The following is a 17,724-nucleotide window of genomic DNA, read 5'->3' as shown; positions in this document are numbered from 1 at the left end:
GTGAAAACCAAGAGTGTCGACTTGTTATCGGGAGTTATGCCTATGTGGGAATCATGTCGGAGAAATCCCCCAACACCTCGCCCGGCTGAATACCCACGCCTATCAGCTGCATGCCACTGAAATAGCCCTCGTCCAGGGCCACCATGTCGAGGCGCAGGGCCTCGCCCGTTCCGCAGGCCACCCACAGGCCGGCCGTGGCGTTGGCGTGCAGCACCGTACCGGGCGGCACCGGGCCGGTGGCGGCGGCCGGGTGGGGCGTCACGCCCAGTAGCCGAAGCGGCTGCCCGCGCAGCGTGGTCAGGGCCCCCCGGTTCCAGGGGTTGGCCGCTCGCACCAGCCGGTCAATGGCTGGGGAGGGGTCGGTCCAGCGCACGCACACATCGGCCAGAGTGGCGCGAGGCCAATAGCGTGCCTGGGCCGCCGCCTGGGGCTGGGGCACCAGCGCGGGCCCCTCGCCGCGCAGACTGGCCAGCAGCCGCAGGGCTACCGGGGCGGCCTGGGCGGCCAGCCGGGCGCGGTGTAGCCCGTGCGTATCGGCCGGCCCGATGGGTACGGGCTCGGCCAGCAGCACCGGGCCGGTATCAAAATCAGCGCTCATGCGGTGCACTGTCACGGCGCCGGCGGCTTCACCGTTGCGAATCTGCCAGAACAGGGGCTCGGGGCCGCGGTAGCCGGGCAGGGCGGCAAAGTGAAAGTTGAGAAACCCGTGGGCTGGCAGATCGAGTACGGCGGCCGGGATGCGCCAGGAGAAGGTAAACACCAGCACGGCCGCGGGGGCCAGCGGGGTCAGCCACTCCGCAAGAGCGGCACCCAGGCCGGGGCGTTGCAGCCGCACCACGGGCAGGCCCAGGGTGGCAGCCGCCCGCACCAGCTGCTCGGCCTCGTCGGTTTGGGGCAGTAGCGGTACGGCTACACTCGCCACGGCACCTTGGGCCGCCAGGGCGTGCAGGGCGGGCAGACCCAGCGTACTACTAATGATAACGGCTACTTGCATGGGGCAGGTTCCGGAAGCAAGCCGCGCTGGTAACCAGTTGCCTACATAGGGTTACCAGCGCGGGGGCGTTCGGGAATAAAGGGAATGCGTTAGCCGCGCGAAGGGAAATACCCCTGGGTGGCAATGGCGTAGTTCATCACGGCCATGGGCTGGCGGTTCTCGTGCGGCTGGTTGCCGCCCATGGGCGACAGTGTAGTTGACAGGCTGCCAGGGGCCAGCGTAACATTTGGTTTACCCACGGCAAATTGCGTAACGGCGCCGGGTGCCGGATACGACTGATCTGCCTGGGAGAATTCAGCGGCGGCGGCGGTTTTGATGGTGCCCCCCGTAAACGCGTGCTCGTGCTTCGGCATACTATCCGCAGTAAGCGTTATGATTTCCGTGCCGCCCATCTGGCCCTGAGCGTAAGGAGCCAGCCCCGGCCCTTGGCCTGCACCCAGTGCTACGCGGCCGCGCAGGTCAGGCAGCGCAAACGTGGTGCGCCCATCGCCGCCGTACATGGTGCCTAGTAAGGAGAACAGGGCTTGGTTTGCCGAAACGGAGAGCAGTTGGCCCTGGCAAAACAGCCAGCCTTTCGGTGCGAAAGGAAAACCCATCAGACGGATTTCCCCGATAAAAGCGTCCATATAGAAGGAGGTACGTAAAAAAATGAAAGGATAAAACGACTACCGGCCGCGCTTAGGGCTGTGAGGGCCAGATGCCGGCAGTGGCGATGATGTAGTTGATAGCCGTTACCGGCTGGATGTTTGTGTGGGGCCTGGAGCCGCCGGCCGGCGCTATTTGCCCGCTGAGGGCGTCGGCTCCCAGCGTGGCGGGAGTATCACCCAACGCGGTGTTGTAGGCCGATTCGCCCCGGTCACTGAAGTAGGCTCCGGTGGGGTTGGTCTGACCAGTAGCGCTGTCGCCCGCAATGGCGTTGATGGTGCCATTGAAAGGATGCGTGTGCGCTGGTAGCTGCAGCGTAGTCAGCGTTACATCTTCCGTACCCATTACCTGCCCAACGACATAGTTGGCCAGCCCGGGGCCCTGGCCCTGGCCAACCGTCACGCGGCTGGCCATATTGGGCAGGGCGAAGGTAGTTACTCCATCACCGCCGTAAGTGGTGCCCAGCAGGGTGAATAAAGCGTCGTTATCTGCAATCTGGAGCAGCTGGCCCTGGCAGAACAGCCAATCAACCGGGGCGAAGTTGCCGCCGAAAATGCGAATTTCTCCGAGGTATTGTTCCATGAATAGAATGCGAAGAGAGGGAAGGAAAAACTAAGGACGCTGCGGGAAGATGCCCTGCAGAGCAATGATATAGTTGAGCGTAAGGTAGGGCTGCATGTTGCTGTGCGGCAGTGAGCCCCCCGTTGGTATACCCGTGCCCTGCACCGAGTCGGGGGCCATGGCGGTGTTGGTGCCAGGCGTTTCCCCGTATTGAGCTTTGCTGGTATTGCTTAGGTAAGCCTGACTAGGCGAGCTGACGTTCGCATCGGTTGGGTTTACCTTGATATTGCCCAGGGTGTGGGTGTGTGCCGGCATCTGCGTTGGATCCAGCGTCACGGTTTCCTGCCCTGCTTTAGTGCCCACAGGATAGGAGCTCAGGCCGGCACCGGTGCCGGCATTCACTACGGCGCGGCCCCGCATATCCGGCAAGGCAAAGGTGGTTCGGCCGTCGCCGCCGAACTGCGTGCCGAGTATGGAAAAAAGCGCGGCGTTCGAGCGAATCTGTAACAATGAGCCGTCGCAGATAGCCCAGTTCATCGGGGCAAAAGGAAATGCGACTGCGCGGATTTCTCCAAGTATTGGTTCCATAGAGGAAGTTTTAGGAAAGAATGGACATGGAAATGCCGGCCGCGTGTGAAACCACACGGTATATGCAGTTGGCAATAGGTAGGTAGAGGAGAAAGGAGCCCGCACAGGGGCTAAGGGGAGCGGAAAGCGGGACGAATATATAGGATCTGTTTTACACGATAAAGGAATATTTGTATTTTAATGTAAAGTTGAATATATGCAATAACCAGGTGCGCTTTGTAGGTAATAGTGGTTGCGCAAACAGTCCTGCCAGTTCGGCGGCCATCAACCACCGGACCAGCAGGACCGTTTCTACAACATCCGTGAATGTAGCGTACTGCTTCTTTTGGAATTCATGCGGCTCACCGCCTACCTTCCGGAAGAAGTAAGAGCACTGCTTACCGTTTAATACCCCGCCGCCGCGTCGTCGCCGCGAGGGTCGGCGCCACCTTCCAGCTTGCCGTCAGGCAGCACCCGGATTACCTCTACCCGTCCCCAGGCATTGCGTGGGTTGAGGGTGTAGCCCCGGGCCCGGAGGGTGTCCTGAGCGACGGGCAACAGAGCACCCTGTTCCACGTCAATCTGATCCGGGAGCCACTGGTGGTGCAGGCGGGGGGCGGCCACGGCCTGCTGGGCGTTCATGCCATAATCCACCACGTTAAGGATGGATTGCAGCACGCTGGTAATGATGGTGCTGCCGCCGGGGGTGCCAGTTACCAGAGCCAGCTTGTTGCCTTTGGTGAGGATGGCCGGCGTCATGGAAGACAGCATGCGTTTACCGGGGGCAATGGCGTTGGCCGCACCACCCACCAGCCCGTAGGAGTTGGGTGTGCCGGGTTTGCTGCTGAAGTCGTCCATTTCGTTGTTGAGCAGGAATCCGGCCCCGGCTACTACTACTTTGCTGCCGTAGGCCCCGTTGAGCGTGGTGGTGCAGCTGACGGCGTTGCCCTGAGCATCCACCACGTTGTAGTGCGTGGTTTGATCCGATTCGTAGCCGGGCAGGTTGGCCCCAGCCGTAACCTGGGCGCTGGGCGTGGCGCGGTAGGGCAGAGTAGTGGCCATGCGCTGCTTGTTGTAAGGCTTTTCTAACAACTGGGCCACAGGTACTTTACCAAAGTCCGGGTCGCCGAGGTAAGTGGCGCGGTCGGCGTACACCCGGCGCTGGGCTTCGGTAATCCAGTGGGTAGCCTGGGGCGAGTGCCAGCCGGCCCGGCCCAGGTTGTAGGGCTCCAGCATCTGCAGCATCTGCAGCAGGGCTACCCCGCCGGAGCTGGGCGGCGGGAACGTCAGCACCTCGTAGCCCCGATACTGGCCGTGGAGTGGGGTGCGCCATTTGGGCTCGTACTTCAGCAGGTCCTGCTTGGTGATGATGCCATCGCCGCGCTGCATTTCGGCTACCAATAGGTTGGCCGTTTCGCCCTCGTAGAAACCGGCCTTGCCTTGTTCTCGAACCCGCTCCAGCGTGCGGGCCAAGTCAGGGTGGCGGATAATCTCGCCGGCCATCCAGGGGTTCGGTTTCAGATACGCGCTGCCGGGGTTGAGTTTAGCAAACGTTTCGTGCTGCCCGTTGAGGCCGGCGGCTTCTTTCTCCGTCAGCTTCAGGCCCTTGGCGGCTAAGTCAACGGCGGGCTGCACCACGTCTTTCCACGGTAGCTTGCCCAGCTTGCGGTGCAACTCCCACATGCCGGCCACGGTGCCGGGCACGCCGGCGGCCAGGTGGCCCAACGTGCTCAAGTTGGGTATCACGTTGCCCTGCGCATCCAGGTACATATCCCGGGAAGCAGCGGCCGGGGCGGTTTCCCGGAAATCCAGGGCCCCTTCCTGGCCGTCGGCTCCGCGGTAGAGCAAAAATCCGCCGCCGCCAATGTTCCCAGCTACTGGCAACGCCACGGCTAGCGCAAACTGCACGGCCACGGCCGCATCGTAGGCATTGCCGCCCTTCTGCAGAATTTCCACGCCAATCCGGGTAGCCTCGGGGTGAGCCGATACCACCATGGCTTTGGCCGTGACTACGGGCGTAGCCGCCGGAATGGGCGCGGCCAGGGTGGCAGCGGCAGATGCCGGAGCGGTTGTGGTGGGCTGGGCAGTGGTGCAGGCGGCCAGGGCCGTCAGGAGCAGGAAGGGGATACGGTGTCGCATAGGAATGTAAAAGTACGAGAGGCCGCAAGTAGTTTTCGTGCCGGATGCGCCGGTCCGGCGGGCGGCAGCCCGTCGGGCCGGTTGTCGTCCGGGCCGGGCGTGCCGCGCGGGTGTCAGCTAACTTCAACCGGCCCGACGGGCTGCCGCCCGCCGGACCGGGGCGCGGCCAAAAGGCGGCGCATGCGTGCCGGTTTACCCAGTAACTGGCCAATCGGCAACCAGTACCGGCTAACCGACAACCAACCCCGGTTCCCTAATCCGCGTAGCTTTGGCCTGAACCAGACCTGTGCCTCCTGATTATGACTACCGAACCGCTGGCCCCCGCTACTACCGAAGAAACCACGGCTCACCTGCCCCTCGTGCAGCACGACCCCTGGCTGGCCCCGTTTGAGCCGGTGCTGCGGCAGCGCCAGCAGCGCCTGGAGCAGCGCCTGGCCGAAATAACGGCCCAGTGCGGCTCCCTGAGCAAGTTTGCCCTGGCCTACCAGCGCCTGGGCCTCAACTACGATGGCCGCCGCCGGGGCTACTGGTTCCGGGAATGGGCCCCCGCCGCCGAAGCACTGTATCTGGTAGGCGACTTCAACAACTGGGACCGGCAGGCTACCCCGCTCACCCGCGGCCAGGATGGCGTATGGGAGGTATTTCTGGCCGATAAAGACTACAAAGACCGCCTCACCCACCACTCACTTTATAAAGTACACGTGGTAACGGCCAAGGGCGGTAAAGACCGGCTGCCGGCCATGCTGCGCCGGGCCGTGCAAAACCCCAACACCCACGATTTTGCCGGGCAGGTCTGGAAGCCGGAACAGCCCTTTGTGTGGTCGGATCAGAAGTTTCGGGTACCCAACTTTGTGCGCGAGCCGCTGATTTACGAGGCCCACGTGGGCATGGCCCTAGAAGAAGGTAAGGTGGGCTCTTACTTAGAGTTTGCCGAGCAGATTCTGCCCCGTATTCAGGCCGAGGGCTACAACTGCCTGCAACTGATGGCGGTGATGGAGCATCCGTATTACGGCTCTTTCGGCTACCACGTGGCCAATTTCTTCGGGGTGTCATCCCGGTTCGGGACGCCCGAGGAGCTGAAGCAGCTCATCAACGAGGCCCACCGCCGGGGCATTGCGGTGCTGCTGGACGTGGTGCACTCCCACGCCGTAAAAAACGAGGCCGAAGGCTTGGCTGATTTCGACGGCTCGGGCGGGCAGTATTTCCACGAAGGGCCCCGCGGCAACCACCCCGGCTGGGATTCCAAGCTGTTCGATTACGCCAAGCCCGAGGTGCAGCAGTTTCTGCTCAGCAACCTGCGCTACTGGCTGGAGGAATTCCACTTTGATGGGTTCCGTTTTGATGGCATTACCAGCATGCTCTACCACCACCACGGCGAGGGAGTCGGGTTTGGAAGCTACGAGCAGTACTTTGGCGAAGACGCCGACGAGGACGCCATTCTCTACCTGCAACTAGCTACCACGCTGGTGCGGGAATTGAAGCGTAGCGCCCTGCTCATTGCCGAGGATATGAGCGGCATGCCCGGCCTGTGCCGGCCCATTGAGGAGGGCGGCATCGGCTTCGATTACCGCCTGGCCATGGGCATTCCGGACTACTGGATCAAGCTGCTCAAGCACACCCGCGACGAGGACTGGAACCTCCACGACCTCTGGCACGTGCTCACCAACCGCCGCGCCGGCGAAAAAACCGTGGCCTACGCCGAAAGTCACGACCAGGCCCTGGTAGGCGACAAAACCCTGGCCCACTGGCTGCTCGACTCAGCTATTTACGAGCACATGCACCGCGCCGACCCCGACCCCATTACGGCCCGGGGCGTGGCCCTGCACAAGCTCATCCGGCTAGCTACGCTCAGCCTGGGTGGCGAGGCGTACCTGAACTTCATCGGCAACGAATTCGGCCACCCCGAGTGGGTGGATTTTCCGCGCGAGGGCAACGGTTGGAGCCACCACTTCGCCCGCCGCCAGTGGAGCCTGGCCGACAACCCGGACCTGAAATTCCAGTACCTGCTGCAGTTTGATAAGGCCATGCTGAATCTGGCCAAATCCAACCGCCTGCTCACCGCCGGCCCGGCCCACCAACTCAACATCGACTCAAATAATCAGGTCATGATTTTTGAGCGGGGCAACCTGGTATTTGTGTTCAGCTTCCACGTAGACCGGAGCGTGCCCGACTACCGCTTTGTGGTGCCCACGCCCGGCCGCTACCGCATCGTACTCAACTCCGATGATGCGCAATTCGGCGGCTTCGGCCGGGTTGACGACGGGCTGACCTACGAAACCTTCCAGGATGATGGCGTTAACAAGCTGAGCCTCTACGTAACTAGTCGCACTGCCTTGGTATTGGCTCGGGTGTAACTGGAAAAACGGCCGGTGCCAATCAGGCAGCATTTCAACGGACTCGAACAGATAGCAAACAGAAAAGCCGCTCAGTTCTTAGGAACCGAGCGGCTTTTCTGTTTGATATCTGTACAAATCTACTGCTTGGTTTTGCGGCCGGTCCGGGCAACTTCCAGGGCGTCTTCAATGCGCTGGGAGCGGGCCTCGTCTTTCTTGGTGCGGGCAATGCGCAGGGCTAAGTCCTTGCGCTGGGTGAAAGGCAGCGCGTCAAACTGCACGCGGAGGCCGGCCCGTTCCAAAGCCTGCTCAAAGTCGGTGGGCAGTTCAATTCCACCGGGCTCGGTGTCGCGCTCCAATACCAGGTGCACCGTATCCGTCCAGGTTTTGTTGATGGCGTTGCGCACCTCTTTGCGGATGCTGAGCATATGCTGCCCGTCGCCGAACGGCACCAGGTTGGTGCGGATGGGAAACCCGTCAATGGTGCCGATAACCGGCAACGGACCCTTTGTGCCGTAGGTATCGGGCACACTGAACGGGACAACCAGGAAAACGCCGCTGTCGGCCCCATCCATTTCCATGGGGGCATCGAACTCGTGGCGGAGGGGTGTTTCTAAACTCATGCGGTAGGCAAAAAAACTGCGGATTAGCGTCCGGGGGTGCGGGTTTCAAGTTGCAGCAGCAGGCTGCGAAGCGTTTCCGTATCGGCGGGATCTACTAGCTGCAGGCGTTCGGGGCCCAGTTGGTAGCGCATTTGCAGCAGGTGAGCCAGCTCATCGGAGGCAGCCAGTACCAGGTCGGCGCGGCGCAGGGCCAGCCGCTCCAGCTCCAGGGCCCACCCCCGGTCGGCCGGTGTGGCGCGCTCCTGAGCCAGGCTGTGCACGTGTAGCACCAAAGGTCGGCCCGTCTGCTGCCGAATTTCCAGGCCCGCCAGCCAGGTAGGCCAATCGGAGGCGTAAATTACGGAAAAAGTATCCTGCAGTGCCTGGCGCGTGGCAAAGCGGGCGTACTGTATCACCTGAAAATTGAGGTCGGCAGTGGGGGCGAGGTCCAGGCCCAGCACGGCCAGGGCCTCGGGTAAAGTAGCGTGGGCAGCCGTCCTGGTCTCGGCGTGCGGGCTTAGGGTGTCGGCGAGTTCTTGGAGGTCAGTAGCTTCGCCTGAATCCGGCTCGGCGCCCTGGGCAAATTCGTCGCGGTTCAACAGCAAATCCTGTGCGGGCAGCTCAGAGGCTTCGGCTTCCAGCTGCGAAACTACCGAGTGTTGCACCGCCACCCGGGCCGCACGCTGGTCAATAACCGCCGGGCGCTCCTCTGCCGCCGCAAAACCGTGCACGTCGGTTAACACGGCGCTGGTTGCCGTGTCCGGCAAGCCCGGTGTGGCGCCCAGGTAGGGCGCGGCCGGAGTGTTCCAGCCGCCGCTGGCCCCGCTAGGCAGGGCCGGAGCATCGGGGCCAGCGGCGCCATCGGCCGCCGTGCCGGTGTAAGGAGCGGCGGGGCGCTGCCAAGCTGCCGGCCGTTGATGGGGCAGGGAAACCGGTGCGGAGGCTTGTTCGGGCGTTAGATCGGCCAGGGAAGTGACGTGGGCCACCTGCCCCAGCGCGGTAGTCGGCTGGTGGGGCACTACCACCGATAAGGTGGCCGCCGGGGCCAGATTTCCAACTAACGAACCAAGGGCTGGAACCAACTCCCCGGTGCGGGGCGCATCGTTCCAGCCAAGCAGCAGCACATGCAAGGGGGCAGGGGGCATAGAAAGTAAGCTAAGCAGTAATCCGGAGTACGGCAAGGTAGAGAAAAAAGGTACCGGTAGCGCGAAAACTGCGGCCGGTCGAAAACGGCGCGCTTTCCGCTGGGCCGTACCCCGCCAGCTGTTTACCTTTACGGAATGCCTTTCCGGTAAGGCGCTGCCGCCGCGCAGAATACACAACTTTTTCTCTTCGACACCCTATTTGCATGGCCGACAATATTCAGGAGTTGAACTACATGGTCAATGACCTGGCCGCCCAGGCTCGTCAGGAGCTGTACCCCGGCCGGGTACTTTCAAGTGAGCGGCAGGGTACCGACTTCATTTTCCGCTGTGATAATGGCGTGCAGCTCAGTCTGCAGGTAATTACCGATAAAGTGCTGCGCTTCCGCTACATCACGGAAGGCGTATTCCCGCCTGATTTCAGCTATGCGTTTTCCGATGGCGTGCCCGCCCGGCAGGAGTTGGAGTTTCTGGAGTTCCGCGAAAAGCCCGACCATTACCGCATCACCACCGACCGCCTGATTTGCGTGGTGGACAAGGAAAATCTGCGCACCCGGGTGCTTAACCGCTCCGGCCTGGTGCTCACCGACGACGAAAAAGGCTTCCACTGGGAGTACGAGTACGAGTCGGGCAACGACATCGTGAAGATGAGCAAGCAGGTGCAGAGCGGAGCCCACTACTACGGCCTCGGCGACAAGCCCGACAACATGAACCTGCGCGGCAAGCAGTTCACCAACTGGGGCACCGATACCTACGGCTACCAGAAAGGCTCCGACCCGCTCTACAAAAACATTCCGTTTTTCCTGGCCCTGCACCAGAAAGTGGCCCACGGCATCTTCTTTGACAACACGTTTAAAGCCTCCTTCGATTTTGCCGCCGAGCGGGCCGACGTGGCCTCGTTCTGGGCCCAGGGCGGGGAAATGAACTACTACTTCATCTACGGTCCCTCCCTGATGGAGGTGACTCAGGAATACACCCGCCTCACGAGCCCGCCCGAACTGCCTCCGCTGTGGGCCCTGGGCTACCAGCAGTGCAAGTGGAGCTACTTCCCCGAGAGCAACGTGAAGGCCATTGCCCAAGGCTTCCGCGACCGGAAAATTCCCTGTGACGCCATCTACCTCGACATCGACTACATGGACGGGTACCGGTGCTTTACCTGGAGCCCTACGCACTTCCCCGAGCCGAAGCGCATGGTACAGGAGCTGGCCCAGGATGGCTTCAAAACCGTGGTAATTATCGACCCCGGCATCAAGATTGACCCCGATTACTCGGTGTTCCGCGAGGGACTGAAAAACGACTTCTTCTGCCGCCGCGCCGACGGGCCTTTGATGAAAGGCTCCGTGTGGCCCGGCCTCTGCAACTTCCCCGACTACACCCGTCCCGACGTGCGCGAGTGGTGGGCCGGCCTGTTTAAGGAGCTGGTGCAGGAAATAGGCGTGAAAGGCGTGTGGAACGACATGAACGAGCCGGCCGTGTTCGAAAAGGGCACCTTTCCGGATGATGTGCGCTTTGGCTACGATGGCCACCACGCCTCCCACAAAAAGGCCCACAACATCTACGGCATGCAGATGGCCCGGGCTACCAACGAGGGCGTGAAGCGCTTCAGCTACCCCAACCGGCCCTTCACCATCACGCGCAGCACCTACGCCGGCGGGCAGCGCTACTCCTCCGGCTGGACCGGCGACAATATTGCCAGCTGGGAGCACCTCTGGCTGGCCAACATCCAGTGCCAGCGCCTGAGCATTTCGGGCTTCTCCTTTATCGGCTCCGATATTGGCGGCTTTATTGACACGCCCGACGGCGAGCTGTACGTGCGCTGGGTGGCGCTGGGAGCTTTTCACCCGTTCTTCCGCACCCACAGCTCCGGCGACCACGGGGACCAGGAGCCCTGGAGCTTCGGGGAGAATTTCATGGAGCTAGCTAAAGGGTTCATTGAGCTACGCTACCGCCTGCTGCCCTACATGTACACCACGTTCTGGCAGCACACCACCCAGGGCACGCCCATGCTCCGCCCCCTGGCCTTCCTCGACCAAGCCGACACGGACACCTACCTGCGCATGGCCGAGTTCAGCCTCGGCGACCATCTGCTGGTGTGCCCCATTACCACGCCCGGTGCCGATGGCCGCTGGATGTACCTGCCCCGCGGCGACTGGTTCTACTACTACACCGACGAGGCCAAAACCGGCGGCCAGGAAGTATGGGCCGCCGCCGACCTGAGCCGCATTCCGCTGTTCATCAAGGCGGGAGCCGTGGTGCCCATGTACCCGCTCATGCAGTACGTGGGAGAGAGAGTGGTGGAAGAATTAACCCTGCACGTGTACTTCAAGCAGGGTACCGAAACCAGCGTGCTGTACGAGGATGGAGGCGAAGGCTACGGCTACCAGCAGGGCCACAGCACCACCCGCCGCTTCCGCGTAACCGGCTCCGAAAAGGGCCTGCTGCTGCAACAGGAAACGGAAGGCGCCTACCAGCCCACCTGGACCACCTACCGCGTGGTGCTCCACGGCCTGCCGTTCCAGCCCACCGCCTTCAGCACCGACGGCCAGCCCGCCGAAGCTACCGAAGCCACCCTGGAAACCGGCCTCACCCTGCCCGCCGTGGTAGTTGGTGCCGACTTCACGGAGCTGGTAATTGGGTAGAATAGGGTGTGAGGGTAAAGGGGGCGTAATTAGTTAAAACCTGTCATCCTGAGCACAGCGAAGGACCTTATCACGCCTGAACGAGTCGTTGTTACGATTGTCGTTTCTGCGTGATAAGGTCCTTCGCTGTGCTCAGGATGACAGGTTTTAGTGTCGTTAACTCACTCCCTAATCCGCTCCCGCAGGTAATGGTACACCTCGGGGCTGCTGAGCAGGGTGCCGTGGTGGAGCTTGGCGTAGACGTGGGTGCTGATGAGCAGTTCGGGCGGGGCGGCGGGGTCCTGGAAGATGCGGCCCCGGGCGCTGCCCGCGCCCACCAGTCCGTCGCCGAAGTAGTCGTGCAGGGCGGAGATGGCCGATTTCAGCAACGAGCCCACCAGAATGTGGTAGCGCACTCCCGGCAACGGCGGCACCACCGTACGGGGCGGAAACAGGTCGTCGGCGTGCTCACTTTGCCAGTCCTCATCCACCAGCCGGGCGTGGCGCAGGTCTTTGATGCCGTTGCTGCGCTTGTCAATCAGGCCGCTGATGGCGCGGGTGGGCCAGAGGTTGATTTTACGCAGAATCAGGCTGGTGAGGTGGCTGTTCTGCTCCAGAAACGAGCCGTCATTCGGCACGCCCAGCAGAAATACGTCCCGCAGCCGGTTTAGCCAGGATGGTGGTTCGTTGTTGGTTGCTGGTTGTTGGTGTTTCGTCGTTGGAGGAACAGATTCTTTATCGAGAGGATCAGCCGAATCTGACTCTTTTTTAATTTTTAATTCTTCATTTTTAATTGCTCCATAATACCCCGCGGAGCGAATCACGAGCCCGCCCATGCTGTGGCCCACCAATATCAACTCGCCCACGGCGTCGGGGTAAGTGGCCAGTAGCTCCGTGAGCAGTTGGTGCAGGAGGCGGCCGTTTTCGGAAATGTGCAGGCCGGAATTGTAGCGCACATATAGGCAGCACACGCCGGTTTCCTGCTGCAGGCGCGGGCCGAAGCGCAAATCCTCGGGGCCGTTGCCGGTTTGCCAGATGATTTCGTCGCCCATCAGCCCGTGCAGAAACACCACGGTTTTGCGCGGCCTACCTTCAGCCGCCGGCTGCAGGCTTAGCCCCGCCACCGGCACATCGGCCTCATAGCGGCGGAAGCTCATCCGGATGGCCCGCCGGTCGTGGCAGGCGGCCAACTGGTCGCCAAACGCGCCGTTGAGCACTGGCAAGGTGAAATGCAGGTTCTCCTGGCCTACGCGGTAAAGCAAGCCCGCCCCATTGAAGGGTGCGCGGGCGGCCCGGCCCACGGCCGCTGCCGCCCGCCGCCAGCGCGAAGGGCGCGGCGCATCATTGTCTGGGCCCGCGTTGTCAGTGGGCAGGTCGGGCGTTTCGGTCACAGGGTCAGCAGTGGATAGGCGGTTGGGCTCTGGAGGGAAGGGGAGAATATACGTAACCAAGAGCTCAGGTTACTGTTACAGCCCCCGAGCGTACGTAACTCAACTGGCCGGGGTAGCCGCTGCAGGCGGCGGAAAGGCTGCCCCCAGCACAGCCCCCGTTACCAAACCACCAATGTGGGCGGCGTTGTCGGTGGTATACGTTTGGAGGCCGCCCGCCAGGCTACCCGCCAGCAGGTAGAGTACAAACAGCCCCACCGTGTAGCGCTGCGGCCTGGAAAAGGCGCCGGGCCGCCGTAGCAACGTAGCCAGTAACACCCCGTACAGCCCAAAAATAGCCCCCGAGGCCCCCACCGAGTTAACGCCCTGCGCGTGCCACCATAGGCTAACCAGGCTGCCCGCCACCCCGCACAGCAGGTATAGGAGCAGCAGCCGCAGGGAACCCGTCAGGCGTTCCGTCAGCAGCCCCAGAAATACCAGGGAGGCCATATTCATCAGCAAATGCGCCACGCTTCCGTGCAGGAACACGCTGGTCAGCAGCCGCCAGGGCTGCCCGTGCAGGGTAAAGGGCGAAAAGTTGGAGCCCCATTGCACCAGCGTAGCGGCCGGGGGCTGCCAGAAGTTGCGGCCAGCCGATGCTAACAGAACATACCCCAACAGGTTCAGCCAAAGCAGCAGGGGCGTGACGCGGTAGCCCGCCCGAAACCCGAAAACTCCCAGCAGCGTGCTGCCGATGGTGGCGTCTGCAGTAGGAGTGGGGGGAGCGGCTTGCGGTACCGGCGGGCCAGCCGAAACATCCGGTATCAGGCCCCGGCGCTGTAACTCCCGCACGGCGGCCTGCCCCACGGCCTCCGGGTATTGTTGCGCGTGCTGGGCCAGGTACAGCAACTCGGCATCCGTCTTTTCGGCGAATATATCAGCGGGTGTAGGTAACTCAGGCATACCACAACGTGCACAGCAGGGCTTCGGTGGTGAAGCCAGCCGGGACGCGTCATAAACCCTGCCAGGCCCCGCTACCTGACAGGATTACACGGCGGGCAGAGTAGCCGTTACAGTTCCGAAATATTGCCCTGCATAGGTGCGCGCTTGCTCGGTTGGCCCAGCAATTCGCCCCCAATATCAGAGGCCTCAAAATCGGCGCGGTTCAGGTCCCGGTCTAGGTAAGTCTCCCCGTACGTTTCGTAGCGGGTTTTCAGGTTTTCCAGAGAATTGCGGCGCAGCACCAAGCCCTGCTGCATCAGGGCCAGGCGCTCTTCCATTTTGGGGGTGAGGTGCTGGTTATACGCCTTGGCCTTCATAAACCAGGTAATGCGCTCCAGAGCAATAGTCACTTGGCCCGGAAATACGGTAGATACTTTTTTGCCGGCGGCCTGCTTGGTGAGGTAGGCGGCGGCGTTTTCAGCCAGCCAATAACGGCGAGCCATGCGGGCGTAGCGCCCGGCCGCCGTGGTATCAGCGCGGTCGGTGGGGGAGAGCTGCCGACGGGTGGTAGCTACCTGCCGGCTGGTTTCTGCCTCGAAATCGGGCATCCGGTCGGCCTTCACTGCCTCCAGCACAATGGGCTCGGTTGAAACCGGCTTGGCCGCCACGGCCGCCGAAGTGGCAGTGGACTCGCGCAGGCCCCACCAGGCAAGGCCGGCCACAGCGGCGGCAATCAAGCCGGCGGGCCACCAGCGGGCCAGGGGAGAGGGGGCCTCCTCCGCGTAGTGGTGAGGTGCAGGCTCAAATGCCGGAGCAGCTTGCTGCGGTGCCTGCTCCGGCATTTGAGCCTGCACGTGGGGGCGGGGTAAATCGACACCCCGACGGCGCAGCTCCCGGCCGGCCTCGGCTACCAGCGTGGCATGATATAGCTCCGGGTGCTGCACCAGGTACAGTAACTCTTCGCTGGATTTCTGCAAAAAAGAATCGGAGGACGAGGACATGAGTGGATAGAGCGACGGGTAACGGAAGTAAAAGCGGCTCTAAATTGCCGAAAAGCCGCCGCATTTCAACAGCCCTGAGTTGAACGCGACCCGGCCGGGTGCGTATAGGCTGGTAAGTGCTCAGCCCCCGGGCCGGGCTTTTCCACCTACTCTTCCTATCCCATGAATCAGTCTCCCGAAAAACCCACCGACGCCCGCAACCTGCCCGAGGCCACTGATAATCAGCCGGCTCAGCGTCAGCCCGAAGGCCGCCAGGCGGCTGGCAGCCACGATACCGGCCTGAACGCCGATGACAACTCCGGCAGTGGCGGCACCGAAGGTGGCCAGGCCATTAGCGGTAGCCGGGTACGCTCCGGCGCACCTAACTACGATGCCCCCGGCAATGCCGAGGATGGCGACGTAGGCGGCAACACTACCAGCAGCGGCACCGGCGTATCGGGCGGCGAAACCGGCCAAGTAAATCTGTAACTCTTCACTTCTCTCCCCTTATGGCTCAGCATCCGCAAGAACCTGCCCAAGAGCAGCCCAACACTGCTAAAACGCCCGAAACCACCCAGGAGCAACTATCCACCGACAGCGGCGCCGGCATTCGGGGCGGCTACGGCAACTCTGACCAAACCAACGGCCTGGAAGGCGGCCCCGATTCGCCCCAGGAAAACAGTGAGCCAGCAGCTCAGCCTGACACTGACGAATAGCCCTGCGGCTACCTACAACAGCGCCCGACCGTATGCCTGACCCGCATGTGGCCGGGCGTTGCTGGGTAGATACCGGTATATTAAGCGGCATGAAATGGTTGCTCATTGTGTGTGCGTTGCTGGGAGGCGTCAATAGCCAAGGCAGGGCGCAAAACCCGCTGCCCCGACTGTTCCGCACCGATGCGGTGCTGGCGCCCGTGGCCCGGGACGCTCGGCGGCACCGGCTGCAAGTGCTGTACACCCAAATCCGCCGCGACGGGCAGGGACGGCCCCATTTCCGGCAGTATAGCTACCGGCTGCGGCCCCGGGAGTATTTCTATCCGGCCAGCGCCATCAAATTGCCCGCGGCCATACTGGCACTGGAGAAAGTACACCGCCTGGCTGCACAGGTGCCGGGCCTCTCCAGCAACTCGCCCATGCGCACCGATTCAGCTGCAGCCGGACAAAACCGGGTACTGCGCGACACCAGCAGCCAAAACCAGCGGGCCAGCGTGGGGCAGTACGTGCGCAAACTGCTGCTGGTAAGTGATAATGATGCCTACAACCGCCTCTACGAGTTTGTCGGGCCCGCTACCCTGCAAACCGAGCTGCGCCGCCACGGCCTGCGTCGTACCGTGCTACGCCACCGCCTGTCGGTAGGCGACCAGGACGCCACGGCCCGAAACACCAACCCCGTTGCGCTGTTCACGGATTCCAGCCTGAGCCGTCCCCTGTACGTGCAACCCCCAGCCACGTTCACGGGCAAATGGGGGAAAGGGCCACCGCGGCGGCGTACTGTCGGCCAAGCCTACCTACAAAGCGAGCAGCGCATCGGCCAGCCCATGCCCTTTGCTGCCCGCAACGCCACCACGCTGCCGGATTTGCAGCGTACATTACGTGCTTTGTTGTTCCCGGCTTCAGTGCCCGCCCGGCAGCGCTTCGCCCTGGATACCCTGGACCGCCGGCTGCTCCTCGACCACTTGCACCGGCAACCCCGGCAAAGCCACTGGCCCCGCTACTCCCCCAGCCATTACCCCGATAATTACGCCAAGTTTCTGCTGGCAGGTGGTGCCCCGGGGGGCCTGCCCGAAGGAGTGCGCATCTACAACAAAATTGGCCAGGCCTACGGCTTCCTCATTGACAACGCCTACGTAACCGACCAGGCCAACAAAATAGAGTTTCTGCTGAGTGCGGTGCTGTACGTGAATGCGGACGAGGTGCTCAACGATGACCACTACGACTACGATGCGGTGGGCTTGCCCTTTTTGCGGCGACTGGGTGAGGCCGTGTACCAGCTGGAACGAAGCCGGCAGCGGTAGAATCTTGCTGAAAAACGGCTAAACAATAACGAAAAGCTGAACCGTGGCGTATGCAACGGTTAGTCCCGTAATCAGCGGTTTCATAGGGTTTAGTTGAATGTATGGCCGTTAATGCGTACGGGCTCACCGTTGTTTCTTCCGTGCAGGAGTACCGCCAGCGAGTAGCCGCCCACCCGGAGCGCGAGCTGGTAGAATTGACCAGTCTGATTCCTGATCTGGTGCTGGATATCCGGTATGCTACACCGCATAATTTGCTGGGCGAGCCCGCGTATACGCAAGCCAGGGCCTTTCTGCGCAAGCCAGCCGCCGAGGCTTTGCAACGGGTGCAAGAGGCCTTGCGCCTCCTGGGCTTGGGTTTGTGCGTGTATGATGCCTACCGGCCCTACGCCGTAACGGTGCGGTTTTTCGAGCATGTGCGTAACGAGGATTTCGCTGCGCCACCCTGGCGGGGCTCCCGCCACAATCGGGGCTGCTCCGTCGATGTAGGCTTGGTTGAACATACCACTGGCCGTCATTTGCCGCTGCCAACTGAGTATGACGAAATGACGCCCGAGGCGCATTCCCGCTTTAACCAGCTGCCGCCCCATATCCTCTTCAACCGGAGCGTACTGCTGGCCGCCATGAAACGCCAGGGCTTTATCAATTACCCCAACGAGTGGTGGCACTACGACTACCAGCGCTGGGCCGATTTTGACCTGCTCAACCTTCCGTTCGAAGACTTAGTGAGTGAGTGAGTGAGTGAGTGAGTGAGTGAGTGAGTGAGTGAGTGAGTGAGTGAGTGAGTGAGTGAGTGAGTGAGTGAGTGAGTGAGTGAGTGAGT

At 62.1% G+C, this 17,724-nt stretch carries 16 protein-coding genes; 6 read left to right on the top strand and 10 right to left on the bottom strand.

Annotation, left to right across the window (positions count from 1 at the left end):
* Positions 1 to 40: 40 nt before the first annotated feature.
* The 5 genes from ABIB60_RS10320 to ggt form a co-directional block, all read right to left on the bottom strand.
* On the bottom strand, positions 41 to 994 hold the full coding sequence (locus ABIB60_RS10320; protein ID WP_354579668.1) for a methionyl-tRNA formyltransferase: 954 nt from the start codon (positions 992 to 994) through the stop codon (positions 41 to 43).
* An 89-nt stretch (positions 995 to 1,083) separates the two neighbouring features.
* Complete coding sequence (locus ABIB60_RS10315) at positions 1,084 to 1,620, bottom strand: phage tail protein (protein ID WP_354579666.1); 537 nt, start codon at positions 1,618 to 1,620, stop codon at positions 1,084 to 1,086.
* A gap of 52 nt (positions 1,621 to 1,672) precedes the next feature.
* A complete protein-coding gene (locus ABIB60_RS10310) occupies positions 1,673 to 2,221 on the bottom strand; it encodes a phage tail protein (RefSeq protein ID WP_354579665.1) in 549 nt (182 codons plus the stop codon).
* 30 nt (positions 2,222 to 2,251) lie between these two features.
* Complete coding sequence (locus tag ABIB60_RS10305; RefSeq protein WP_502915120.1) at positions 2,252 to 2,737, bottom strand: phage tail protein; 486 nt, start codon at positions 2,735 to 2,737, stop codon at positions 2,252 to 2,254.
* Positions 2,738 to 3,172: 435 nt separating this feature from the next.
* Complete coding sequence (ggt, locus tag ABIB60_RS10300; RefSeq protein ID WP_354579662.1) at positions 3,173 to 4,906, bottom strand: gamma-glutamyltransferase; 1,734 nt, start codon at positions 4,904 to 4,906, stop codon at positions 3,173 to 3,175.
* A 299-nt stretch (positions 4,907 to 5,205) separates the two neighbouring features.
* On the opposite strand from ggt, the gene ABIB60_RS10295 reads away from it, so the two are divergent.
* Positions 5,206 to 7,260, top strand: coding sequence for an alpha amylase C-terminal domain-containing protein (locus tag ABIB60_RS10295; protein ID WP_354579660.1), 2,055 nt, complete (start codon positions 5,206 to 5,208; stop codon positions 7,258 to 7,260).
* Positions 7,261 to 7,379: 119 nt separating this feature from the next.
* Here the strand turns inward: ABIB60_RS10295 and ABIB60_RS10290 are convergent, their stop codons facing one another.
* Together ABIB60_RS10290 and ABIB60_RS10285 are read right to left on the bottom strand one after the other, a co-directional pair.
* Positions 7,380 to 7,862, bottom strand: a complete 483-nt coding sequence (locus ABIB60_RS10290) for a YdeI/OmpD-associated family protein (RefSeq protein WP_354579659.1) — start codon at positions 7,860 to 7,862, stop codon at positions 7,380 to 7,382.
* A 23-nt stretch (positions 7,863 to 7,885) separates the two neighbouring features.
* Positions 7,886 to 8,986: a glycosyltransferase gene (locus ABIB60_RS10285; protein ID WP_354579658.1), complete on the bottom strand. Its 1,101-nt coding sequence runs from the start codon at positions 8,984 to 8,986 to the stop codon at positions 7,886 to 7,888.
* Positions 8,987 to 9,189: 203 nt separating this feature from the next.
* On the opposite strand from ABIB60_RS10285, the gene ABIB60_RS10280 reads away from it, so the two are divergent.
* On the top strand, positions 9,190 to 11,622 hold the full coding sequence (locus ABIB60_RS10280; protein ID WP_354579657.1) for a glycoside hydrolase family 31 protein: 2,433 nt from the start codon (positions 9,190 to 9,192) through the stop codon (positions 11,620 to 11,622).
* 161 nt (positions 11,623 to 11,783) lie between these two features.
* Here ABIB60_RS10280 and ABIB60_RS10275 read toward each other — a convergent pair whose 3' ends face one another.
* The 3 genes from ABIB60_RS10275 to ABIB60_RS10265 all read right to left on the bottom strand — a co-directional run bounded on the left by ABIB60_RS10275 (position 11,784) and on the right by ABIB60_RS10265 (position 14,911).
* Positions 11,784 to 12,992 carry an esterase/lipase family protein gene (locus ABIB60_RS10275; protein ID WP_354579655.1) on the bottom strand — a complete coding sequence of 403 codons (1,209 nt, stop codon included), beginning with the start codon at positions 12,990 to 12,992 and terminating at the stop codon, positions 11,784 to 11,786.
* Positions 12,993 to 13,091: 99 nt separating this feature from the next.
* Positions 13,092 to 13,931 carry a rhomboid family intramembrane serine protease gene (locus ABIB60_RS10270; RefSeq protein WP_354579654.1) on the bottom strand — a complete coding sequence of 280 codons (840 nt, stop codon included), beginning with the start codon at positions 13,929 to 13,931 and terminating at the stop codon, positions 13,092 to 13,094.
* A gap of 107 nt (positions 13,932 to 14,038) precedes the next feature.
* Complete coding sequence (locus ABIB60_RS10265) at positions 14,039 to 14,911, bottom strand: hypothetical protein (RefSeq protein WP_354579652.1); 873 nt, start codon at positions 14,909 to 14,911, stop codon at positions 14,039 to 14,041.
* A 162-nt stretch (positions 14,912 to 15,073) separates the two neighbouring features.
* On the opposite strand from ABIB60_RS10265, the gene ABIB60_RS10260 reads away from it, so the two are divergent.
* The 4 genes from ABIB60_RS10260 (at position 15,074) to ABIB60_RS10245 (ending at position 17,638) form a co-directional block, all read left to right on the top strand.
* The gene (locus tag ABIB60_RS10260) at positions 15,074 to 15,379 is read left to right on the top strand and encodes a hypothetical protein (RefSeq protein WP_354579651.1); all 306 of its coding nucleotides are present in this window, start codon (positions 15,074 to 15,076) and stop codon (positions 15,377 to 15,379) included.
* Between the two features lie 20 nt (positions 15,380 to 15,399).
* Complete coding sequence (locus tag ABIB60_RS10255; RefSeq protein WP_354579650.1) at positions 15,400 to 15,606, top strand: hypothetical protein; 207 nt, start codon at positions 15,400 to 15,402, stop codon at positions 15,604 to 15,606.
* 89 nt (positions 15,607 to 15,695) lie between these two features.
* The gene (locus ABIB60_RS10250) at positions 15,696 to 16,904 is read left to right on the top strand and encodes a serine hydrolase (RefSeq protein WP_354579648.1); all 1,209 of its coding nucleotides are present in this window, start codon (positions 15,696 to 15,698) and stop codon (positions 16,902 to 16,904) included.
* 101 nt (positions 16,905 to 17,005) lie between these two features.
* Positions 17,006 to 17,638, top strand: coding sequence for a M15 family metallopeptidase (locus ABIB60_RS10245; protein ID WP_354579647.1), 633 nt, complete (start codon positions 17,006 to 17,008; stop codon positions 17,636 to 17,638).
* Positions 17,639 to 17,724 lie beyond the last annotated feature (86 nt).

This window comes from Hymenobacter sp. UYP22 (assembly GCF_040547285.1).
GTDB lineage: Bacteria > Bacteroidota > Bacteroidia > Cytophagales > Hymenobacteraceae > Hymenobacter.
The sequence above is the reverse complement of the archived record's forward strand: the minus strand, read 5'-3'. Positions and strand labels throughout refer to the sequence as shown.

What these genes read in the sequence shown, in the direction of transcription:
- ABIB60_RS10320 (WP_354579668.1), bottom strand. Translation starts at nt 994, where the DNA reads ATGCAAGTAGCCGTTATCATTAGTAGTACGCTGGGTCTGCCCGCCCTG.
- ABIB60_RS10315 (WP_354579666.1), bottom strand. Translation starts at nt 1,620, where the DNA reads ATGGACGCTTTTATCGGGGAAATCCGTCTGATGGGTTTTCCTTTCGCA.
- ABIB60_RS10310 (WP_354579665.1), bottom strand. Translation starts at nt 2,221, where the DNA reads ATGGAACAATACCTCGGAGAAATTCGCATTTTCGGCGGCAACTTCGCC.
- ABIB60_RS10305 (WP_502915120.1), bottom strand. Translation starts at nt 2,737, where the DNA reads ATGAACTGGGCTATCTGCGACGGCTCATTGTTACAGATTCGCTCGAAC.
- ggt (WP_354579662.1), bottom strand. Translation starts at nt 4,906, where the DNA reads ATGCGACACCGTATCCCCTTCCTGCTCCTGACGGCCCTGGCCGCCTGC.
- ABIB60_RS10295 (WP_354579660.1), top strand. Translation starts at nt 5,206, where the DNA reads ATGACTACCGAACCGCTGGCCCCCGCTACTACCGAAGAAACCACGGCT.
- ABIB60_RS10290 (WP_354579659.1), bottom strand. Translation starts at nt 7,862, where the DNA reads ATGAGTTTAGAAACACCCCTCCGCCACGAGTTCGATGCCCCCATGGAA.
- ABIB60_RS10285 (WP_354579658.1), bottom strand. Translation starts at nt 8,986, where the DNA reads ATGCCCCCTGCCCCCTTGCATGTGCTGCTGCTTGGCTGGAACGATGCG.
- ABIB60_RS10280 (WP_354579657.1), top strand. Translation starts at nt 9,190, where the DNA reads ATGGCCGACAATATTCAGGAGTTGAACTACATGGTCAATGACCTGGCC.
- ABIB60_RS10270 (WP_354579654.1), bottom strand. Translation starts at nt 13,931, where the DNA reads ATGCCTGAGTTACCTACACCCGCTGATATATTCGCCGAAAAGACGGAT.
- ABIB60_RS10265 (WP_354579652.1), bottom strand. Translation starts at nt 14,911, where the DNA reads ATGTCCTCGTCCTCCGATTCTTTTTTGCAGAAATCCAGCGAAGAGTTA.
- ABIB60_RS10260 (WP_354579651.1), top strand. Translation starts at nt 15,074, where the DNA reads ATGAATCAGTCTCCCGAAAAACCCACCGACGCCCGCAACCTGCCCGAG.
- ABIB60_RS10255 (WP_354579650.1), top strand. Translation starts at nt 15,400, where the DNA reads ATGGCTCAGCATCCGCAAGAACCTGCCCAAGAGCAGCCCAACACTGCT.
- ABIB60_RS10250 (WP_354579648.1), top strand. Translation starts at nt 15,696, where the DNA reads ATGAAATGGTTGCTCATTGTGTGTGCGTTGCTGGGAGGCGTCAATAGC.
- ABIB60_RS10245 (WP_354579647.1), top strand. Translation starts at nt 17,006, where the DNA reads ATGGCCGTTAATGCGTACGGGCTCACCGTTGTTTCTTCCGTGCAGGAG.